Genomic DNA, 19,585 nt, shown 5'->3' with positions numbered 1-19,585 from the left:
ACGCATAACGCATAACGCGGGCTACATTGTGCATCAGATTTGCGGTTTATATCGATACTGTTCAAAGTATTTCCGCGCCCTGCCATCGGCTTCTTCTAAAGCGGCAGGAGAGAGGTTTTCCCGCGAAGCATCTAGCCCGGCCTGAGCATCAAAGTTTCCGTTAGCAACGGCCACGGCATTCCAGATATAGGCTTGCGCATAGTCCTTATCTACTCCTTTCCCTTCCAGGTACATCCTGCCCAACAATCTCTGGGCTTCCGGACTACCCATTTTGGCTGCGCGCTCAATATGTTCGACGGCTTTCTTGTCATCCTGAGCGACCCCTTTGCCCTCGAGGTACATCAATCCCAGGTCAGTGTGAGATCCCGCATCGCCTTGTGCGGCAGCCTTCTGATACCATTCGAAGGCCTTTTTATCGTTCTGCGCGGTTCCCTCACCTTTTGAGTACATCATGCCGAGCATCCCTTGTGCCAGCACATCCCCCTGGGCTGCCGCCTGCTGAAATAACTCAAATGCTTTCTTGTGATCCTGCGTAACGCCGACGCTTTCTCCCAGGTAATACATCACGCCCAGCACGCCCTGAGACAGCGCATCACCCTGGCTGACGCCCTTACTCAACAGGGCAAAGGCTTTGTTGCGATCCATACCGACGCCATGCCCTTCAAAGTAGCGCCGACCCAGCAGCCCCTGCGCTTTTGCATCTCCCTGTTCAGCGGCTTTACTCAATGCTTTAACTGTGTTGTAACCCTCGGACAGCGACTTTTTACTGTTGAGAGCACGCTGTGCTTCGGGATTCCCCTTATCAACCGCCTGGTGTAACCACTCTATCGCCAGATAGTTTCCGCGCTCGGCAGCGAGGGTGAGCCAGTTGATCGCTTGCTGATTACCCTGTTCGGCTTGATGGTTAAACCACTCAATCACCTTGCCGTCATTCCACCGTGCTCCTTCACCATCAAAATAGACTAAGGCGAGGACGTAACGTGCGTCGGGATTTCCCTGCTCAGCCGCGCGGGTCAACCACTCAACGGCCTTCGTATCATCACGCGCAACACCTTTTCCTTCGCAATACAGGGTTCCAAGGTAGTACTGCGCCTTTACATCCCCCGCCTCGGCCCCTTGCTGTAAAACAGCCATCGGCTCTTTGTTCCACTCTTTTGCATATCCTTGCGATATTCCCGCACCCCATAATAAGCCAATGAAAGTGAAGGCGAGGAGAGGCCGAATGTTCATAAAACAGAATCCTTGTTAAGAAAAATACACATGATGGAGAAGACGCTTCAACAATCCAACGTATTTGGCTGGCATTGCGATCTACATCAGAATTATTAACTATATACTGCATAAGGATGAGAAATAACCCCCTTAAATTAAGTTGATTCTCACTCACTTATCCAAGAAGGAAATCAGGACGGGTCAAAGATAATAAAAAAGCCACGACTTATCGTGGCTTTTTGCGTTCACACCGCATCTACAATTAGTCAAACACCCCGTTAATCACCGAGGTCACAATCGCGGTGCTCAGCGCAATCAGCACCAGATTGTCGCCCACCACCTGCCATTCGTAGCCGGGGTAATAGGGCAATTGATTGAGCATCGAGGCCGGAACGTTCTTCTTCGCAATACCCGGAGGCAGCGGCTTGCCACGCGCCAGGTTTTTGGCGATGCCAGGAGGAAGCGATTGATACCCGGTCAAACCGTATCTGACCGCATACTGTCTTGCCACATTAAAGCTAATATCGCTATCAACATGATCCGGCTTGCCATAATTTTTACGTTGTTCAGATTGCTGAATGTTTTTTGAACCTGAATTGCCTTTCTGACTATTACCGCTATTACCCTTGTTACCATGATTACCGCTGTTACCGTTTCCGTTACCCGGGTTAGCGAATGCAGGCATGGCGCACATCGTCATCGCAGCAACCGCGACCAAAGCGGTTGCTAAAGTACGAAACCTGGACATGATGATTCCTTAATATGGAGGTACCTTTAAAAGGTACGATACTTCGTAAATGCCAGCCATCTCTATAGTTCCGATTTATGTGCAAAAAAAGCGGTCCCTGTCCCGGACAGAAAAGGCATCATCGTGATGTAAGATTTGTTGACGTAACCCGCTATTCCCGATAACTCAGATCTTCATGTGACTGACAGGCGATCTGAGTTTTTGGGAATAACTTCGCGAAAACGGAGAGAAAACGGCGTTTTTTTTCGGTTAAGCTATGTTCATGCTTTGGCGCTACCACCCGGTCAAACTCACTACCCAGGAACTAATCCACCATGGCTAAAAGTATCCCGCAGCTGCCACATGACCCACATATGTGCCGCAGTTATGAAAAAAAGACGCGTAGCCCACTGGCACTCTATTCCGAGTATCAGCGTATGGACGTCGAGTTGCGGGCGCCGTTGGCCATGACCTACAGCCACTGGCACGGCCAGGTTGAGGTGAATGTTCCGTTTGATGGCGACGTAGAATACCTTTTCAATGATGAAGTGGTTCGGAGTAAGCAGGGCTACATTACGCTATTTTGGGCCTGTACCCCTCATCAGCTCACTGACCCTGGGCACTGTAAACAAATGGCAATATTTAACTTACCCATGCATTTGTTTTTATCCTGGCCGCTGGACAGGGAACTGATTAACCATGTAACTCACGGAATGGTCATTACATCATCAGCATCACAGCAACTCAGCGCGTTTGAAGTTCAGCGCTGGCAGAATGAACTCAACAGTGATAACGAGCAAATTCGCCAGCTCGCCATTGATGAAATTGCCCTCATGCTCAAGCGGTTTAGCCTTTCAGGCTGGCAACCTTTATTGGGTAATAAAACATCACGTACCCAGAAGAACAGTATTTCACGGCACTCACAGTTTTACGTAAGCCAGATGCTTGAGTTTATTGCCGCCAACTGCGACAAGTTGCTGACGGTTGATGCCATTGCCGAACACGTCAAACTCAATCCAAACTACGCGATGGGCATTTTTCAACGGGTGATGCAACTGACCATGAAACAGTACATTACCGCCATGCGTATTAATCATGTACGCGCGTTACTGAGTGACACCGATAAAACCATACTCGACATCGCCACGATTGCTGGCTTTCGCTCCAGTAGTCGTTTTTATAGCTCATTTCATAAATACGTTGGTATGCCACCACAACAGTATCGCAAACTCAGCCAACAGCGGCGGAACCATTAACCTTATGTGGAGAAATAACGAGTCATCAGAACAATTTACCCTATTACTACCCGGAGATGACAGTCAAAAAAATAAATAAAAAATAGAAAACCTGGCGCAGTTAATAAAATAACATTCGCTATTAACGCGAGTCACTATGTCATTCAATTATTGGATGACCTGTAGCAGGAATTTATTTGATTTGTAGAATCATTAACTATTTGGATGGAATTATGGAACCAAAAAACTGTGCTTTAAAAAACCGGAAGGAATTATCTTTCTTTTGGTCAGTGTTACCGATGGTCGTCATGCTAGGTGGAATTAGTATCGGATATTTTATTTTTAATATTCGTGCAGAACCCATGATTTTAATGGGCACGGCGACCGCCTCATTTATCGCTCTCGCACACGGCTATACGTGGGACGATATTCTACAATCTATTTGTAATAAAATATCTGAGGCGCTGCCTGTCATACTGATTGTCGCGAGTATCGGCTTCTTGATTGGAGCGTGGATGGTGTCAGGCACCATTCCCATGATGATTTATTATGGTTTGAAGTGGATTAACCCACAATATTTCTATATTTCGGCTTTTTTGCTGGGTGCACTCATCTCCGTCTGTACCGGGACTTCCTGGGGATCGATCGGTACCGTTGGCATTGCCATGATTGGCGTCGCGATTGGGCTTAATGTATCGCTACCCATCGCAGCAGGGGCTATCGTCTCAGGTTGCTGGTTTGGCGATAAACTCTCTCCCGTCTCTGACTCCACAAACATGGCCGCACTGGCGGCAGGCGTAAACCTGTACTCGCATATCGGGCATCTGCTGTGGACCACCGGTCCAGGTTTTGTAATCTGCTGTATTATTTACAGTTATATGGGAATGGGGATTGATGCCTCGTCAAGCGTACCTGAAAATATTACCCATTTGATGAATACTATTGGCCAGATTTATCACTTTAACATTCTACTACTGCTGCCACCGATTATCGTTTTGTACGGTTCGCTGTCAAAGAAACCAGCGATTCCTATGTTATTTCTGTCAACTATCGTGTCGATGATTCTGGCGCTAGTCTTTCAGGTATTTACCGCCGCCTCGGTCGGCGAATCGGTGGTCAGTGGCTTTAAGCTCGCGATGCTCACAGGCGATACTGTCCCTGCACTGTCAGCTGATGTTGCTCGCTTACTGGAACGCGGTGGCGCAATTTCCATGTTTAGCAGTTTCGTTACCGTTTTCAGCGCCTTTAGCTTCGCCGGGGCGATGAGTGCCACAGGCTCTCTACACACCGTCATTAACGCACTGACGAAAGGGGTTAAATCCACATTTCGTCTGGTTGCCACCACTATTGTTACCACGTTCACCATCTGCGCCTGTACGGCAAACGGCACGTTACCTCTATTGTTGTGTGGTGATGCCTTTAAAGATGAGTATAAAAAACGGGGTCTTGCGGCAAAAAACCTTTCTCGAACAACAGAAGACGCCGGGACAGTCGTTGAACCCATTATTCCCTGGTCTGCTTCCGGTGTTTACTGTGCCACGATGCTGGGCGTCGCCACCCTCGATTATTTACCTTGGGCAATCTTATGCTACAGCGGGGTCATCTTTGCACTGCTGTGGGCGGCGACAGGTATTGGTATCGCTAAGTATGAATCCAATGACGACGCTGAGTATAGAGTTGAACAAAAATCCTAGCCTCGTTCTGTACATAAATAGACTTCGCTAATTTTGTGTTACTTAAATTTTATTTTTAGAGACCTGCCAGGAGTCAGCAATGTCTTTATTTGACGATATTGTCACAAGGGATGCTAATTGTCGTAAGTACGGGCAATTACAACAGATGTACGGTACCAATGATGTATTACCGCTGTGGATTGCAGATATGGATTTTGCCACACCAGAACCCATTCTGAATACGCTACGGGCTGTTATAGAACAGCCCGTTCAGGGCTATAATCTGGATTACCCACAGTGGAAAGAAGCGGTTATTCATTGGTATGCGCAACAGTATAACAGTAGCGTTCAGGCGCACTGGGTGCATTTTGTTCCGGGGGTCATCAAAACCATCGTACTATCATTGATGGCTCTCACCCGTTCAGGGGACAATATATTGACCTGCAGCCCAATATATGACCCCTACCCCAACCTGGTCAAAACCAGCGGCAGAAATCTGGTTCAAACTCGCCTAATTGAGAAGGATGGCGGTTACGAATTTGACTGGCATGATTTCACAGAGAAGCTTAAAACATGCAAAATGTTTCTTTTTCCTTCTCCGCATAATCCCGGCGGGATGGTATGGCGCCGCGAGACGCTTGAAAGAATAAGTGACTATTGCCACGACGCGGGCGTCATCGTGATCGCGGATGAAGTTCACTGCGATTTGACCTTACCCGGCAAAACACACCACCCATTTTTCACCCTCAATGAAAGGTTAAACAGTCAATCGATCGTACTTGCCTCTATCAGCAAAACTTTTAATACCGCAGCGATACAAGGCGGTATCGCCATTATCAAGAACGATGAACTGCGCGAACGGTTCTATCATTTTCTTGATAACTGCTACCTCGCCGAGACCCATTCGTTACAGCAGGCGGCCATCTACAGTGCCTATACTCACTGCAGTGACTGGCACCAGAAATTATTAACCTATCTGGCTGACAATATAGCGTATGTAAAAGATGAAATTGAAAAGCACTGCCCCTTGATCTCGATTATTTATGGCGGCGCATCCTATCTGCTGTTTCTGAATGCTGAAAAAATGGGCCTCAGTGATGAGCAACTGAGCGTTTTTTTTGTCCATGATGCCCGGCTTGGCCTGTCGCCAGGTTATCAATATGGTCCTGGCGGAGAAGGCCATATGCGATTAAACGTTGGTTGTCCGCGTTCTGTACTGGAGGAGGCCATGGACAGACTCAAAAAGGCATACCAGAAGAGGCTGGGCGCGTAGCGCTATACCCAATATTTGCCCTGCTAAGTCAGGGCAAAATACCCCATAGATATGCCCTGACCGGCTATAAATACTTCCTCTTCTCTGCGCGAGTGTTAAACTGGAAAGTGTGATCTTCATCATAACCTGCTTAAACAGAGAAAAGAGACACTGCTATGCAACATATCATTGAGGGCTTCCTCAACTTCCAAAAAGAGATTTTCCCTCAACGTAAGGAACTCTTTCGCAGCCTGGCCTCCAGCCAGAATCCTAAAGCACTTTTCATCTCCTGCTCAGACAGTCGTCTGGTGCCAGAACTGGTTACGCAGCAAGAGCCAGGACAGCTTTTCGTTATCCGCAACGCGGGCAATATCGTCCCTTCTTTTGGCCCGGAACCGGGCGGTGTATCTGCCACCATCGAATACGCGGTCTTGGCGTTAGGCGTGACGGATATCGTTATCTGTGGGCACTCCAACTGTGGTGCGATGAAAGCGATTGCTGAAAGCCAGAGTCTGGATCCGATGCCTGCGGTAGCCCACTGGCTGCACTACGCCGATGCGGCGAAAGCGGTAGTCGAGAAGAAAACCTGGGATAACGCTATCGACAAAGTGAATGCCATGGTGGAAGAGAACGTTATCGCTCAACTGAATAATATTAAAACGCATCCGTCTGTCGCTGTCGGACTGCGTAATAATGCGCTGCGTCTGCACGGTTGGGTGTACGACATTGAAAGCGGTGAGATCCGTACGTTGGATAAAGACAGCAAAACGTACGTTTCACTGGCAGACAATCCGCAGGTGCATTTCGAGTAAAATCTTTATCTGGAGCAAGGATGCTCTGGCAACGTCACGCCGCCCCTTCCCCCCGCCACTCGTTCCGTAAGTGGACAAAAAACGCGCTTGCGACTAGCTTTTAAACTAACCGTTAATGTTGCTGTATGGCACCCGGTGAATTGAAGCGACAAAAGGAACTCGTGCGAATGCAGGCCAAATATAAAAAAATAATAAATATGCTATTTTATCATGAGTCATGGGACATCATGATTATCAAGGATAATGGTTCGCATACCTTTCCTACTAACACGTTGGATATACTGAAGCGTACCCCTGCGCAGCAACTAAAAAAGAAACACACCTTTCAGGCCGATCCTTTCATCATTGAAAGAGATAATAAAGTTTATATTTTTTATGAGGCTTTACGCTTCCGTAATTCGAAGGGGATCCTACGCTGCCGTATACTCGATGCCGACTTAGCGGAACTCGATGATGTGAAGCTCGACGGTTTCGATTATCTAAAATGCCATTTATCCTTTCCTTTTGTATTTGAGAACAATGGCCAGCTCTTTATGATCCCTGAGTCTTCAGAAAGAAAAGAGGTTATTTTATTTCAGTGCGTAGATTTCCCCCAACGCTGGAAGGCAATAAACATTTTAATCTCGGACGAAGCATTAACCGATAACGTATTTTTCTCACTACACGGTACCTGTTATCTGTTCTCGACGTCAATGAATAACGAGCTGATGATCCATACTGCCGAGAGCGTGAGCGGTCCGTGGCAGAAAATCACGCCCACCATGCAGTTGAGCAACCTGCATCAGCGAGGCGCTGGGGCGCCCCATAACGTCGGCAATACACTGTACTTCCTCACTCAGGAATGCACGCCTGAAACCTATGGAAAATCAATTTACATCAAAGCATTAGTCACGCTAAACGCATTTTCTTTTGATGAAAAGCTTATTGCACAGGTCAATGCCACCATCAACCAAAGCGACGGTGTACATACCTTAAACTTCACGAATAACTATCTTGTCTACGATAGTAAAATAAACACTTTTAGTTTTTTATCGATACTCAAAAAAATATCTTATAAGTGCATGGTGAAATTCAGAAATTTATCTCTTACCCGACGCCACTCATAGCACTGTATTTATAGCCGTGGCCTTGGTGAGTCAACAATCTTTTTCATAAGATTTCCTCTGGAGGCTGTATGGCAATACTTGTCACAGGTGGCGCAGGTTATATTGGTTCACATACCGTGTTGACGCTTCTCGAAAGAGGTGATGAAGTTGTGATCATCGATAACCTCTCAAATGCCTCACAAACATCATTACATCGGGTCGCGGAACTCACCGGCAAGGAACCCACAGTTTACATTGCCGACGTTCTGGACAGAGAGGAATTAAAAACGATTTTTTCACACCATGACATTAGTGATGTCATTCATTTTGCTGGGTTAAAATCAGTTTCAGCATCCATAAAAGAACCCCTCGCGTATTATAATAACAATGTCACCGGAACGCTGGTTTTACTGAGTGAGATGCTGACTGCGGGTGTTCACAGCCTAATCTTCAGCTCTTCCGCAACGGTCTACGGAGATCCGGAAAGCGTGCCGCTCAGCGAACAATCGCGCACCGGGGGAACAACGAATCCGTATGGCACCTCTAAATTAATGGTCGAACAGATTCTGGCGGATTTTTCCCGCGCACACCCTGAGTTTCGCCTCACCTGCCTGCGCTATTTTAACCCCGTCGGAGCCCATTCCTCAGGCCGAATTGGTGAGGATCCAAATGGTATCCCCAACAACCTGGTTCCCTATATTTCTCAGGTCGCGATTGGCAAACTTGAAACCGTGTCGGTGTTTGGCAATGACTACCCAACCCCGGATGGCACTGGGGTACGTGATTATATTCACGTGATGGATCTGGCAACCGGCCATTTAGCGGCTTTGGATTGCCAGAATAAAGGTCCAGCCTATAAAGTGATAAACCTCGGTACCGGCATCGGCTATTCGGTGATGGATCTTATTACCGCTTTTGAAAAAGCGGCTCAACGAAAAATTAATTATCAGATTGTTGCACGAAGGCCCGGGGACATCGCCGAATGTTGGTCTGACCCGTCGCTGGCGCGCGAAGTACTGGGCTGGCAGGCTACCTACACGCTTGATGACATGATGCGCGACACCTGGAACTGGCAGAAAAATAATCCTGATGGTTATCACGCTTAACACCCATCAACAATGAGCCTGCGGGCAGGCTCATTGTTGCTAATGGCTAACGCGCCGTGATCGTCGACACACGATACCATCCGCTGCTCTGCTTCCCTTCATTGGCAAAGTTAATTCTCGCGGCGCCCGACTTATCCACGATCGCCACTTCAATGGCGTATTTTCCTCTCGGTAACGCACCGGGCATAGGGAGTTGATAATTCAGCTGATGTTGACCCGGCAGCCAGCGACGAATGTCTTCCGTTGAATTCCCCTGAGCAACAACATTGTTAGCATCATTAATAATACGAAATGACAGGGTGTAAGGAAGGTAAATCGGCGCGACGCCGTCATTATACCAGGTACTGATCAGCGCCAGGCTGCGACCATTTTCCCATACTGACTCATGGCTCAGAGAGGCCAGACGAAAGCGATAGCCCAGCCTGGTCAGTGCATCATCGACAATCGGCCGATACTCACTGGGCACCGTTCGCGATTTCAGGTTGAGGGTGCTGGCATGATGCTTCACCGCCCAGTCAAAAATCCCCTGCACCTCTGCGCGCGTATAATGAAAAAGATTCTTCCAGTCCAGCATATACGAACAAATTTCCAGACTCACCGGCGATCGTTTCCAGGCATCGTTTAACCCGGAATAACTTTTCTGCGCAGCCAGCAATCGTTGCGGGTAATCATCTGCCATGTGATTCCAGTCATTGGAAAACACACGCAGGTCGCCCCAGCAGTCCGCGCGCCATCCAGCCCCTCGCGCCACCGCATTGGCCAGGCTTTGCCCACCACTCATCAACATAATTTTTGGCGTTACGGGAAATGCAGCAAAGTGCATGGCGACGTAGCGATCTAGCTGCTCGGTGGTATATCGTTCCAGCAAGGGTTGCAGCACATCTTTCGGGAAGTTGCTGTTATGCCATTCTCCCCACGATCCCACCATGCCAATATCGACAAACGCCAGGTTCTGATTACCATCGTAGCGCTTGCCAAAAGCGTTCAGCAGACGTTGGCTGTAGGCTATAAACAGGGGATCGTCGAGATCCGGGATAAAGGTTTTATGATCGGGCGTCCATTTTCCTTTCACCCCTTTTTTAATCAGCCAGTCGGGGATCTGCGAGCCGCTTTCAGGCTCCGCAAGGGCCATAAACCGCAGCCCCACGTTCATCGCGGGCCGATGCGCCGCCGCATATTTGAAGGCATCATCAACCAGCACAAAATTGTACTGGCCTTCCACTGGCTCCAGTTCCCGCCAGTAGAAGCGTTCATATTCAAACCCCGTATTAGGGTAATCCGCCAGGCCCAACGTTTCACCATAACCCTGATGAAAACTGGCCACCCCTATCCCGGGGTTGGTCAGCGGACCGGTTACGGCTTTGGGAGTGACGGTGGTTAATGCAGCCATGGCCGTCAGCGGAAAGAACACACTCAATAGCGCCAAACCCCATTGACTCTTCATCACCGTAACGCCTCCACCCGTTGGTTAACGCTAGTGGTTTTTCAGGCTTAGCCACCAGTCCCAAATACCCACATGAAAATTCTGGAACACATCAATACCCAACGCGGATTTGATCATATACAGCGTCAGCAATACGCAGCAGGTAACGAACAACACAACAAACAGCAGTAACAATGCGATCAGGATATTGGATAGCGTCGATTCCCGACGATGCCAGTGACGTAAATCCCTGCCAAACAAAAAGACCAGGTAAAAACGTCTACCGAAAAAGGGAAAGCTTCTACGAATATCAACCTGGTGTCTCGATCCCAGGGTAATAGCAAGTACCGCTTTTTCGACGCCGTCTTTTTGTTCAGCGGTCAACCCCTGCGAGATCTTCTCATCCAGTTGAGCATAAAATCGTTCAATGACGGGCGGTCGGTTCTGAGAGTTGGGCAAAATTAACCTATATCTTTATCAATAGCGTGATAGACGTTGACTGTTTGTCTGGCGATTTCATGCCAGTTATAGTTTTGCAAATATACACTATAGTCAACGCTATTTGCTGTCGCCCATCTCGCCATTTTCCCGGCCAGACTCGCCAGATTACCCACCTGAAAATACGCCTCTGCGGGTAACTTGACCTCCAGATTCGCCGGAATATCGCTCACCACCGCAGGCAGAGAAAATGACATTGCCTCCAGTAGCGCTATCGGCAACCCCTCATGATACGACGGCATGACAAACAGTTTTGCCTGCGAAAACACCGCCTGAAGTTCATCGCCGCGTAAAAATCCGGTCATCACCACACCTGGCGTATCAGCGGCCTGCTGTTTGAGACGAATACTGTATTCGGTCGGGTGATCCGCATCGCCAATTAACACTAATGGCATCGTCAAACCACTTTGTTGGTAGGCTGAAATGGCATCATGCATGCCTTTTTCTTCCACGAATCGCCCCACCACCACAAGATAGTTTTTCGGCTGGAGACCATAACGCGACAGCGTCTGGTGAAGGGTATGTTCTGATAATGTTCGCGGTGCGTTCACGCCATTGTGAATTAAATGCGCATCATAGCGGCGATGCTTATTCTGGATAAGCTGATTAATAACTTCAGATATTACAATCACTTCATTGGCATATCTCACTGCCCAGCGTTCACCGAGCAATAATATTTTCTTTGCCACATACCCCCATTTCTGGCGGTCATAGTCAGGTCCATGATGGGTGAAAACGACCTTCTTGCCCAGTAACCGCAATACCGGAACCACTAATCCCGGACCAATCGCGTGGACGTGCACGATAGTCGAGTGGTCAAAACAGGTGCTGAACGCGGCTAAAACGGAATGAACAATCGCTTCCAGCGAGCGTTTTTTAGGTGCCCACAGTGCATGGGTTTCGACATTCTTATACGATGAACGGGTGTAATTCACGTACGGCGAGCGGGCGATAACACAAATATCAACATCGCATAGCCGTTTAATTTCCGGATAAAGATGTTGGCAGTGCGTTTCCACGCCACCCAATACATCGGGAATACCGCGCGTGCCAAATACCGTTATTTTTTTACGCATATTATGGCCTGCCCAACAGTTCTTTATACAGTGCCTGCAACGTTTCCATATGACCACTGAGCGCATATTTATCACTCAGCCGTTGACGTCCATTGATGCCCATTACCCGTGCTTTCTCCGGGTCTTCGACCAGCGTATCCATCGCCTCTGCCAACGCCTGCGCATTACCCGGCGTAAATAATATCCCTTCAATACCATCGCGAATTTGTTCAGGGATCCCGCCAATACGTGAGCCAATGACCGGCTTACCTAATGACATTGCCTCTAACACCGCCATCGAACAGTTTTCATAACATTCCGAAGGCAGGATCACCGCCCGGGCATGTTTAATCAGTTGGTCCAGGGCTTCCCCTTGTTGTACATAGCCTAAAAACTCCACGTCCGGATATTGGGCAATCAACTCGTCATGTAACGGGCCATGACCGACAATTTTCAGCGGCGCCGGGTTACGCATTTTCTGGTGAGCGGCCAGTAACGTAGCCACCCCTTTTTCCCGGCTCAGGCGGCCAAAGTACAGCATATAACCTTCATCGCCAGTCATCTCCACGGGCCGGCTGTCATCTACGCCATTGACGATGACATCGATACGCGAATGCGGCAGCACACGTAGCAAAATGCCGCGTAAAAATGCGCTGGGGGACACGATCACATCCAGCGCCTGATAATTTTGTGCAATGTATTGCCAGGTAGCCTCTAAAGAGAGCAGTAAACTCCTGGCGGCAGACCCTTCCTGACAGCGGTATCTGAAGGCATTGAAGACGGTCCCGGTAATACAGGCATCGCACACTTTCCCGTCGCGTAGCATTGAGTATGAAGGACAGACAATTTTATAGTCGTGGGCGGTCAGCACCGTTTTACAGCCAAAATTGCGCGCGACTTTAATTAACGCTGGCGTTAGCTGATGATAGATATTATGAAAGTGAACGATATCCGGGCGTTCTTTTTGCAGCAAGACCTGCATTTTTCGACAGGCTTCGGCGTTATGAATAAAGTTAACCGCCGTTTTAATACCGCCTAACAGGTTACTGTCTGTATGGTAATCAACATTTTTGACAAAAAAATCCGCATACTCCGAGGGGAAATTTTTCTCATGCTGCATCGAAAAATCAATCACCTGCACGCCGGCCTTTTTCAGCATCTCGCGTTCCTGAAAATAAACCGTTTCCGCCCCGCCCTTTATAAAGAAAAACTTGTTAACCAATAAAATTTTCATTTCATCCGCTCTTTTTATTGTTGAATGATTTTACTGTTGGGCGGCGTCAGCGGATCGCGCACAGGATGAAGACACCCTTTCAGCAATCCCACGGAACGGACAATCATATTAATGACGCTTTGAACCCCATCGCTGAGAGAACGATTTTGCACAATTTTCCACAGTGTGAACGCCAGTAATGGCAGCAACACCAGGGTAATAATGCTGCCGTTGACGGTGACCAGTGCGGCAAGCAAGATCAACAGATACAGCGCAAATACCGCCTCATTTTTGACCATCTTGAGGGCGCGGGTGAAATACGGTGTTCCAAAACTACAGCGCAACAGCTCTCCCGGCGCCTGGTAATAGCCGCTCAACCACCGATGTTTCAGCATCTTGAAGGTCGGCAGGGTGTGTGACGTATGGCTAAAATAAGGGATATCCAGACGACGCAGTTTGTAGCCGGCATCGGTTAATCGCAGCCCCAGTTCGGCCTCTTCATAGGCGTGCAAATTCCGGTTGGTCAGATAGCCAATCTTTTCAATCGCCGCGCGACGATACAGCCCGCCGCCGCCTAAATGGTCACAATCGCCCACGGGATAGATCTGGTTAATGCGCTGTTTACGGGATTTGAACTCATAGTTCACGGCATCATCCATTTCGACGGTTCCCGCCACGCCGGCATACTCTTCATGCGCCTGTAAAAAGGCGACGGCCCGATCGACAAATCCCTCTTCCAGCGCCATATCGCCGTCCATCAGCAGCAGATATTCGCCTTCGCTATAAAGGTAGCCCAGCTGGTGTCCGACACCGCAGCAGCGATCGCCCGGCTCCGTTAATGACACCACCGTCACCCCTTTATTCACCGCCAGTTGCTGGGTCCTATCTGTCGACAGGCTATCAGCCACAATAATTTTATGCGGATATCCCACCAGCTGTCGGCGGATGCTGTCGATGGTTTTCTCAATACCTTTCGCTTCGTTGAGCGTTTTAATACTCACCGAGATAAACGGGATATTATCCATACCCTCCTCCTGCGCTGCGAAGAACGGTGCGACGAATCACTAAGCTTGAACCGAGCGATAAATAAAACAGGAACTGTAGCATCGGCGTTATCATCAGGATTTGGCTATAAGGTAAGCTCACTAAACACGCGATCGCAAAAGCGTTATACGCTGGCGCAAAGCTCAACAGTTGCAGATCCTGCGCGTCCAGTTGTTCAAGCGCCAGTACCGGTTTCGGCTGACACACTTTTAGAATATAAATAAACAGACCGATAAACAGCAGCGTGCCAATCACGCCAATTTCCCACAGCAGCATACTTAGCGACGTGGAGTCCAGGATCAGGTTATAAACAATATTCAAAAACCCAGGTGATACCGAACTTCCGCTGTTCGTCGCATTCAAGCCGTAGCCAAATAGCGTACCGGACAGTCCCCACAGATCGTTATTTTTAAGCCAGAACAGAAACGTCGTGAAGCGGCCCAGTTCACCGGTCGACATGATGTAGTTGGGATCAAAGATATAGCTGAGTGAATCGATAAAAACGCTAAAGGCGCTTTTGGTCGGATCGCCGCCAAAAGCAGACGAATAGTACCAGGCCAGAATCATCACCGACAGACCGATGAGTACCAGCATGCCAATAACAATCAGCAATAACGTTTTGAGATTAATTTTACTGACGTCTTTAACATAGCTCGGCGAAATCCACACCCAGGCCAGGAACAGCGGTGAAAGCAGGATGACAAATTTCACTTCACCAATAATACACAGCCCAAACCCAAGAATAATATGCAGCGCCATCGATTTAAACGTCGTCAGCCCGTGTTTATATTCCGAGAGCTTAAGCAACATAATCAGCAGGCAAAATAACCCCATTGCCGCCGTATTACCGCCGCCCATTGGGTCGCCGCCGAAGGTCCCGACCACCGAGTCCCATTTTTCCTCTTCGCCGCGCTGTGCCACGCGCTGGGGAACCACCAGTAATACCTGATAAATCATCACCGGGACCTGGGCGTAAAACACCCAATACAGATAGCGTGTTGCCCGATAAATCTGTGATTCCCGGCAGAATCCCAGCAGTAAACAGATCATCACCAGCGACAGTGCTATCTCGTTTTTAAAGGCCACAATCGCGACGGTTACCCCGCCCTGCAGCAGGGTTGAAGCCCCAGCCAACAGCAGAAAAGAGAAATACAGCGCAAGAATAATGGTCTCCTGGGCATCCAGATGCAGCGGGCTCTCACGCGTTTGCATCACCATTAATCCGACCATGAGCAGCGTCAGGAAAAACGGGATCCACAGCACCGACTGCATACCGGTAAAATATTGCACCAGTCCACACAGGATCAGCGTGATAAAGGTATAGGCCTGTAAATAATATCCGGTATTCAGGGTCATAATATCACCGGCTTGTCTTTCAGCAGATTGGCGCGCTGGTTCATTTTGAAATAAATAAACCCATAGCGAATAAATGTCAGCGCAGAGAACAAGATGACTGACGTGGCATAGTCTTTATAAAAATAGGGCACCACCACAAAAGCGACTAACACAATCGCCAGCTGTTCGAGCTGAATACGCAAAAAATAGCGATGGGAGCCAAAAATAAGTTCAATTACCGTGAGTGGGCTGATTGCCAGCGCTGGGAACAAATAGGGCAGCATATAGCGGGATGTCTCAATGGAGTTAATCCAGTCCTCGCTAAACCCCAGCCGCATCACGATGGGATAGAAAATAAACACCCCGAGCGTACAAACCACCCCAAGCACTAACAGCAGCAAACGCACCTTTGTATATTCCTGATAATTAAAGGTGTTATTTCTGAAATCAATAGACCACTTGGAGAAAATGGTATTGCGCACCGCATTGCCGATGATCACCACAGGTGCCAGACAGAACCGACTGACGACGGAAAAATAGCCCGCCGTCAGCGCCGAGAACCAGAAGTTAATCAGCATAATCGGTAAGTTGCTGCTGGCCATCGCCAGCACCTCAGCGCTGCCGACCTTGCTGATGTGATGAATGTTTTGCTTAAAAAATCTCCAGTTATTCAATGGATGCAGATGCCCAGACGTCACTGAGCGGATATCAAACGAATGCAAAATACAGCTCGATGTCAGTAGGATCATCGCGCACGCCCACGACCAGTAAAAGGTCTGTACCTGATGCGTGAGCAGTACCGAGAGCACCACCACTACCGAAACCGAAATACGCTGAAAAATCAGAAAATAAAAATTGGCCGTGCGCAGCGATAAGTTTTCTGAGATTAACGCCCACGCCGTAGAGAGCGTCAATAAATAGAGAAACAGGATATTCTGGTGAAACAACCACGCAGTCAGTACAGCGTAGGGCAACGCAATCAGCGTGCTTTGCAGCAGGCAAAACACCACATTTTGCGCGAGACTGTCGTCCTGCTGCTTAGGAATTAACAGCTGTGAGGCAAAGGTGCAAACCTGCGCCCCCACCACGGCAATACTGTAGTTAAGCGCATACAGTCCAACTTCGGCCATGTCATACTTATGTGAGATCAACCAGATAGACAGCGCACCAATCAACTGCGAGATGATTGATGAGCCAGCTATCGTGGATGCGCTCTTCAGTAGACTCATACGCGGCCTGGTGTCGTCAACAGTTGGTCAGTGCTGAAGTTCAGTGAACGCAGCCCTTCTTGCGTTTCGAGGTTTTTTTCTTCCACCCCGTTCAACACCGCGCCAATTACCACGCCCTGATTATCCTCAATCTTATCCAGCGCGCTGGCGATCGTCTGTGCCGTCCCCACACCGGCTTTCACGATGAAAATAACCCCGTCGGCAGCGCGCTTAATCAGCTGAATATCCTGGCTCTGATTCACCGCCGCCACATCAATAATAATGCGCTGATAGCGCGACTTCAGCTCGCGCATCAAAGGCTCTACATTTTCCGACGACAGCATCAGTAAAGAGGAGATAGTGGACTTACCTCGCGGGATAAAATCAAGATTCTCATGTATCGTCATCCGCGCGTTCTCCAGCACGATTTCGCCCCGTAGCAGCTCCGCCATGCCCGCAGATGCCGGCGTGGCGAGTTCATTCGTCAGGCCATCGTTATTAAAGAAGTCTGCATCAATGAGTAGCGTTTTCTGATCGAAACTAAAGGAGCTTGCCAGCAAATTGGCCAGCAGGGAACGCCCTTCACCGTGCCCGGCAGACGCCACCGCAACCGTCTGTAATGGCCGGCTATCCAGCATTATCCGGGTACGAATACCGTGAATAATGTCGGCATTCAGCGGGTTCTTCAAAATCATATCCCGTACCTGCGCGCGCCCGGTTGTGCCGCTAAACCGGCGGATTTCACCCAGTGGGGTGACGTTAAGGCGTTGACTCATACGGCTCAGATTGCGAATGGAATTGTCCATTGCTGCTTTGACGATGAAGTACATGATGCTAAACACCACCGCCATCAGGACCACCATCACCAACAGCAATGACTTATTCGGTTTTACCGGTTTTAACGGTGGCACTGCAGGATCGTACAGCACGGCATCTGCATTGACACCGGACAACGACAGTTCCTGAGTGCGCTGATACAGCGATTTATACAGGTCTTCCATTTTGTCTAACGACAGTTTCTGGCTGTTATAGCCATCTCGTTTGGACGCCATTTGCTGGAAGATCTCTTTCTGCTGCGCCACCTGCTGCTGATAATTCTTTTCATCCGCCAGCGCGGCCAGATATTGCTGACGTAAGCCAACTTTCAGTTCGCCCAGCACCCGCCCGGTTTGACTTTGGATCGACTGAACGTCGGCTTCCGCTTTTAAAATCGTCGCGTGTTTCGGCCCATACAGTTTTCGCTGTTCCGACAGCGCGCGCTGCGCCTGAATCAACGCGATACGTAAGTCCTGAATCTGAGCGTGGTCAGAAACAGAGGGCAAAGAAATGATGCTCTCAAGGGTTCTCCCCCGGCCATTCACTTCGTTATAGACCGACTCCGCCGCAACCCGACGCTGGGTCGCATCGGCCAGACGATTAGTCACAATACTAAGCTGCTCGGTTTCAAAGCCATCAATACCGCGAAAGGTCAGCAGCCCGGCATTTTTCAGGTAGCCATCCATCGTCTCTTTTTGCTTCACGATCGCAGCTTGAAGCTCTGCCATCTTTTCCGCATTCAGCGCCTTCGCGTTCTCCACTTTCTGCCGTTTTTGCTCAACCGTATAGTTGATGAAAGCCTGCGCGACGCCGTTGGCTATCTCAGCCGATTGCTGTGCTGAGGGTGACTCATAGGAAATAGAGGCCAGATTGGTCGTGCGAATGCCGATGACCTTCAGATGTTGAGATAATGTCTTCAGCGCCTGATCGACTCTCTGTTGTTGATTATCCCCGCTATTAGCCCCCGCTGCGGCCAATTTATTGCCAGTAAAATCGGGATTTTCATCCAACTTCAGGTCGCGTACCGCCTGCTCGAGGATAATGCGTGACTGCATCAGCGCATATTGCGTTTCGTAATATCCGCTGCGCGTTGAATCAAAACCATCCACCTGTGGAAACGGCGAAACGTTATCGGCTTGTGCCTTAATCAGCACCGTCGCCGTCGAGACATACTTTGCTGACATCATGCTGATCAAGGGATACGCCACCACTCCGGCGATAATTCCGGTTAGCGCAATTTTCCAGGCGTTCTTTTTAAGTTCTTTGGCAAAGCGGGAGAGTTCGACTGCGTTTTCTCGCTTTTTGCCGTTTTCCACTATAGAGAGTTTCATCATTAGAAGAACCCCATGCCAATGATCACAACGTCACCTGGACGCACCGAGTGCGTTAAATCCACATTCTCCAGCAGCTGATGACTGCCCGCCTGGCGAATATTGATATCTTTACGGTCAGCGCGATCGGTAAATCCGCCCGCCTGAGCGATCGCTTTCTCCACGGTAAGCCCCGGCTCATACGCGAAAGCATTAGGGCTTTTCACTTCGCCTGATACGTAGTATTTACGAAATTCAGCGACGCTAACCGTCACCATGGGATTAACCATATATCCATTACGCAAGCGTTGCGTTAATTCCGCAGTCACCTGGTCCGGCGTTTTCTCTTTTAATGCGAGCGTGCCAATATAAGGGAAATTGATGGTTCCGCTTTTATCGACGATAAATTTCATGGTCATCTCGGGTTCGCCGTAAACCACAATATTGACCGTATCCCCCGCACCAAGACGGTAATCCTCTGCGCTTGCCGCAGGGTCGTCCGTTAATGGTGGCCTGGACGTTGCGCATCCGACCAACAGGATACTGAATAGAAAAAACGCGCACAGTTCTATTATTTTCAT

General features: G+C 49.0%; 17 protein-coding genes. 6 read left to right on the top strand and 11 right to left on the bottom strand.

Features of this window, described 5'->3' with window-relative positions; all coding sequences use genetic code 11:
- Window positions 1-33: 33 nt before the first annotated feature.
- Together IB214_RS05345 and IB214_RS05340 are read right to left on the bottom strand one after the other, a co-directional pair.
- Entirely contained in the window at window positions 34-1,230 is a 1,197-nt protein-coding gene (locus tag IB214_RS05345; RefSeq protein ID WP_115257680.1) for a tetratricopeptide repeat protein, read from the bottom strand.
- Window positions 1,231-1,474: 244 nt separating this feature from the next.
- A complete protein-coding gene (locus tag IB214_RS05340; protein WP_117343217.1) occupies window positions 1,475-1,960 on the bottom strand; it encodes an anti-virulence regulator CigR family protein in 486 nt (161 codons plus the stop codon).
- Window positions 1,961-2,274: 314 nt separating this feature from the next.
- On the opposite strand from IB214_RS05340, the gene melR reads away from it, so the two are divergent.
- The 6 genes from melR to galE all read left to right on the top strand — a co-directional run bounded on the left by melR (window position 2,275) and on the right by galE (window position 9,102).
- A complete protein-coding gene (gene melR / locus IB214_RS05335; protein ID WP_117343216.1) occupies window positions 2,275-3,195 on the top strand; it encodes a transcriptional regulator MelR in 921 nt (306 codons plus the stop codon).
- A gap of 212 nt (window positions 3,196-3,407) precedes the next feature.
- Entirely contained in the window at window positions 3,408-4,868 is a 1,461-nt protein-coding gene (nhaC, locus tag IB214_RS05330; RefSeq protein ID WP_117343215.1) for a Na+/H+ antiporter NhaC, read from the top strand.
- Between the two features lie 79 nt (window positions 4,869-4,947).
- Complete coding sequence (locus IB214_RS05325; protein ID WP_117343214.1) at window positions 4,948-6,120, top strand: PatB family C-S lyase; 1,173 nt, start codon at window positions 4,948-4,950, stop codon at window positions 6,118-6,120.
- A gap of 155 nt (window positions 6,121-6,275) precedes the next feature.
- Window positions 6,276-6,911 carry a carbonic anhydrase gene (locus tag IB214_RS05320; RefSeq protein ID WP_115257678.1) on the top strand — a complete coding sequence of 212 codons (636 nt, stop codon included), beginning with the start codon at window positions 6,276-6,278 and terminating at the stop codon, window positions 6,909-6,911.
- Window positions 6,912-7,078: 167 nt separating this feature from the next.
- Window positions 7,079-8,017, top strand: coding sequence for a hypothetical protein (locus IB214_RS05315; protein ID WP_117343213.1), 939 nt, complete (start codon window positions 7,079-7,081; stop codon window positions 8,015-8,017).
- A gap of 68 nt (window positions 8,018-8,085) precedes the next feature.
- Window positions 8,086-9,102 carry a UDP-glucose 4-epimerase GalE gene (galE, locus tag IB214_RS05310; protein WP_117343212.1) on the top strand — a complete coding sequence of 339 codons (1,017 nt, stop codon included), beginning with the start codon at window positions 8,086-8,088 and terminating at the stop codon, window positions 9,100-9,102.
- 46 nt (window positions 9,103-9,148) lie between these two features.
- On the opposite strand, the gene IB214_RS05305 is transcribed toward galE, so the two are convergent.
- The 9 genes from IB214_RS05305 to IB214_RS05265 are packed head-to-tail and all read right to left on the bottom strand — an operon-like array spanning window position 9,149 to window position 19,585.
- Window positions 9,149-10,546 (bottom strand): DUF4832 domain-containing protein, encoded by a 1,398-nt coding sequence (locus IB214_RS05305; protein WP_117343211.1) that lies wholly within the window; start codon window positions 10,544-10,546, stop codon window positions 9,149-9,151.
- 30 nt (window positions 10,547-10,576) lie between these two features.
- Window positions 10,577-10,984 carry a hypothetical protein gene (locus IB214_RS05300; RefSeq protein WP_117343210.1) on the bottom strand — a complete coding sequence of 136 codons (408 nt, stop codon included), beginning with the start codon at window positions 10,982-10,984 and terminating at the stop codon, window positions 10,577-10,579.
- Window positions 10,985-10,986: 2 nt separating this feature from the next.
- A complete protein-coding gene (locus IB214_RS05295; RefSeq protein ID WP_117343209.1) occupies window positions 10,987-12,099 on the bottom strand; it encodes a glycosyltransferase family 4 protein in 1,113 nt (370 codons plus the stop codon).
- A 1-nt stretch (window position 12,100) separates the two neighbouring features.
- Window positions 12,101-13,312 (bottom strand): glycosyltransferase family 4 protein, encoded by a 1,212-nt coding sequence (locus tag IB214_RS05290; RefSeq protein WP_117343208.1) that lies wholly within the window; start codon window positions 13,310-13,312, stop codon window positions 12,101-12,103.
- A 14-nt stretch (window positions 13,313-13,326) separates the two neighbouring features.
- Window positions 13,327-14,316 (bottom strand): glycosyltransferase, encoded by a 990-nt coding sequence (locus tag IB214_RS05285; protein WP_117343207.1) that lies wholly within the window; start codon window positions 14,314-14,316, stop codon window positions 13,327-13,329.
- Window positions 14,309-15,691: a capsular biosynthesis protein gene (locus tag IB214_RS05280; RefSeq protein WP_117343206.1), complete on the bottom strand. Its 1,383-nt coding sequence runs from the start codon at window positions 15,689-15,691 to the stop codon at window positions 14,309-14,311. The genes IB214_RS05285 and IB214_RS05280 overlap by 8 nt, the downstream gene beginning before the upstream one ends.
- A complete protein-coding gene (locus IB214_RS05275; RefSeq protein WP_115257669.1) occupies window positions 15,688-16,899 on the bottom strand; it encodes a capsular biosynthesis protein in 1,212 nt (403 codons plus the stop codon). Before IB214_RS05275 ends, IB214_RS05280 begins: the two co-directional genes overlap by 4 nt.
- Complete coding sequence (locus IB214_RS05270; RefSeq protein ID WP_117343234.1) at window positions 16,896-19,025, bottom strand: tyrosine-protein kinase domain-containing protein; 2,130 nt, start codon at window positions 19,023-19,025, stop codon at window positions 16,896-16,898. Before IB214_RS05270 ends, IB214_RS05275 begins: the two co-directional genes overlap by 4 nt.
- 2 nt (window positions 19,026-19,027) lie before the next feature.
- The gene (locus IB214_RS05265) at window positions 19,028-19,585 is read right to left on the bottom strand and encodes a polysaccharide biosynthesis/export family protein (protein ID WP_096756031.1); all 558 of its coding nucleotides are present in this window, start codon (window positions 19,583-19,585) and stop codon (window positions 19,028-19,030) included.

This window comes from Citrobacter sp. C1 (genome assembly GCF_014596895.2).
In the GTDB taxonomy this organism is placed as follows: domain Bacteria; phylum Pseudomonadota; class Gammaproteobacteria; order Enterobacterales; family Enterobacteriaceae; genus Citrobacter; species Citrobacter gillenii.
The sequence above is the reverse complement of the archived record's forward strand: the minus strand, read 5'-3'. Positions and strand labels throughout refer to the sequence as shown.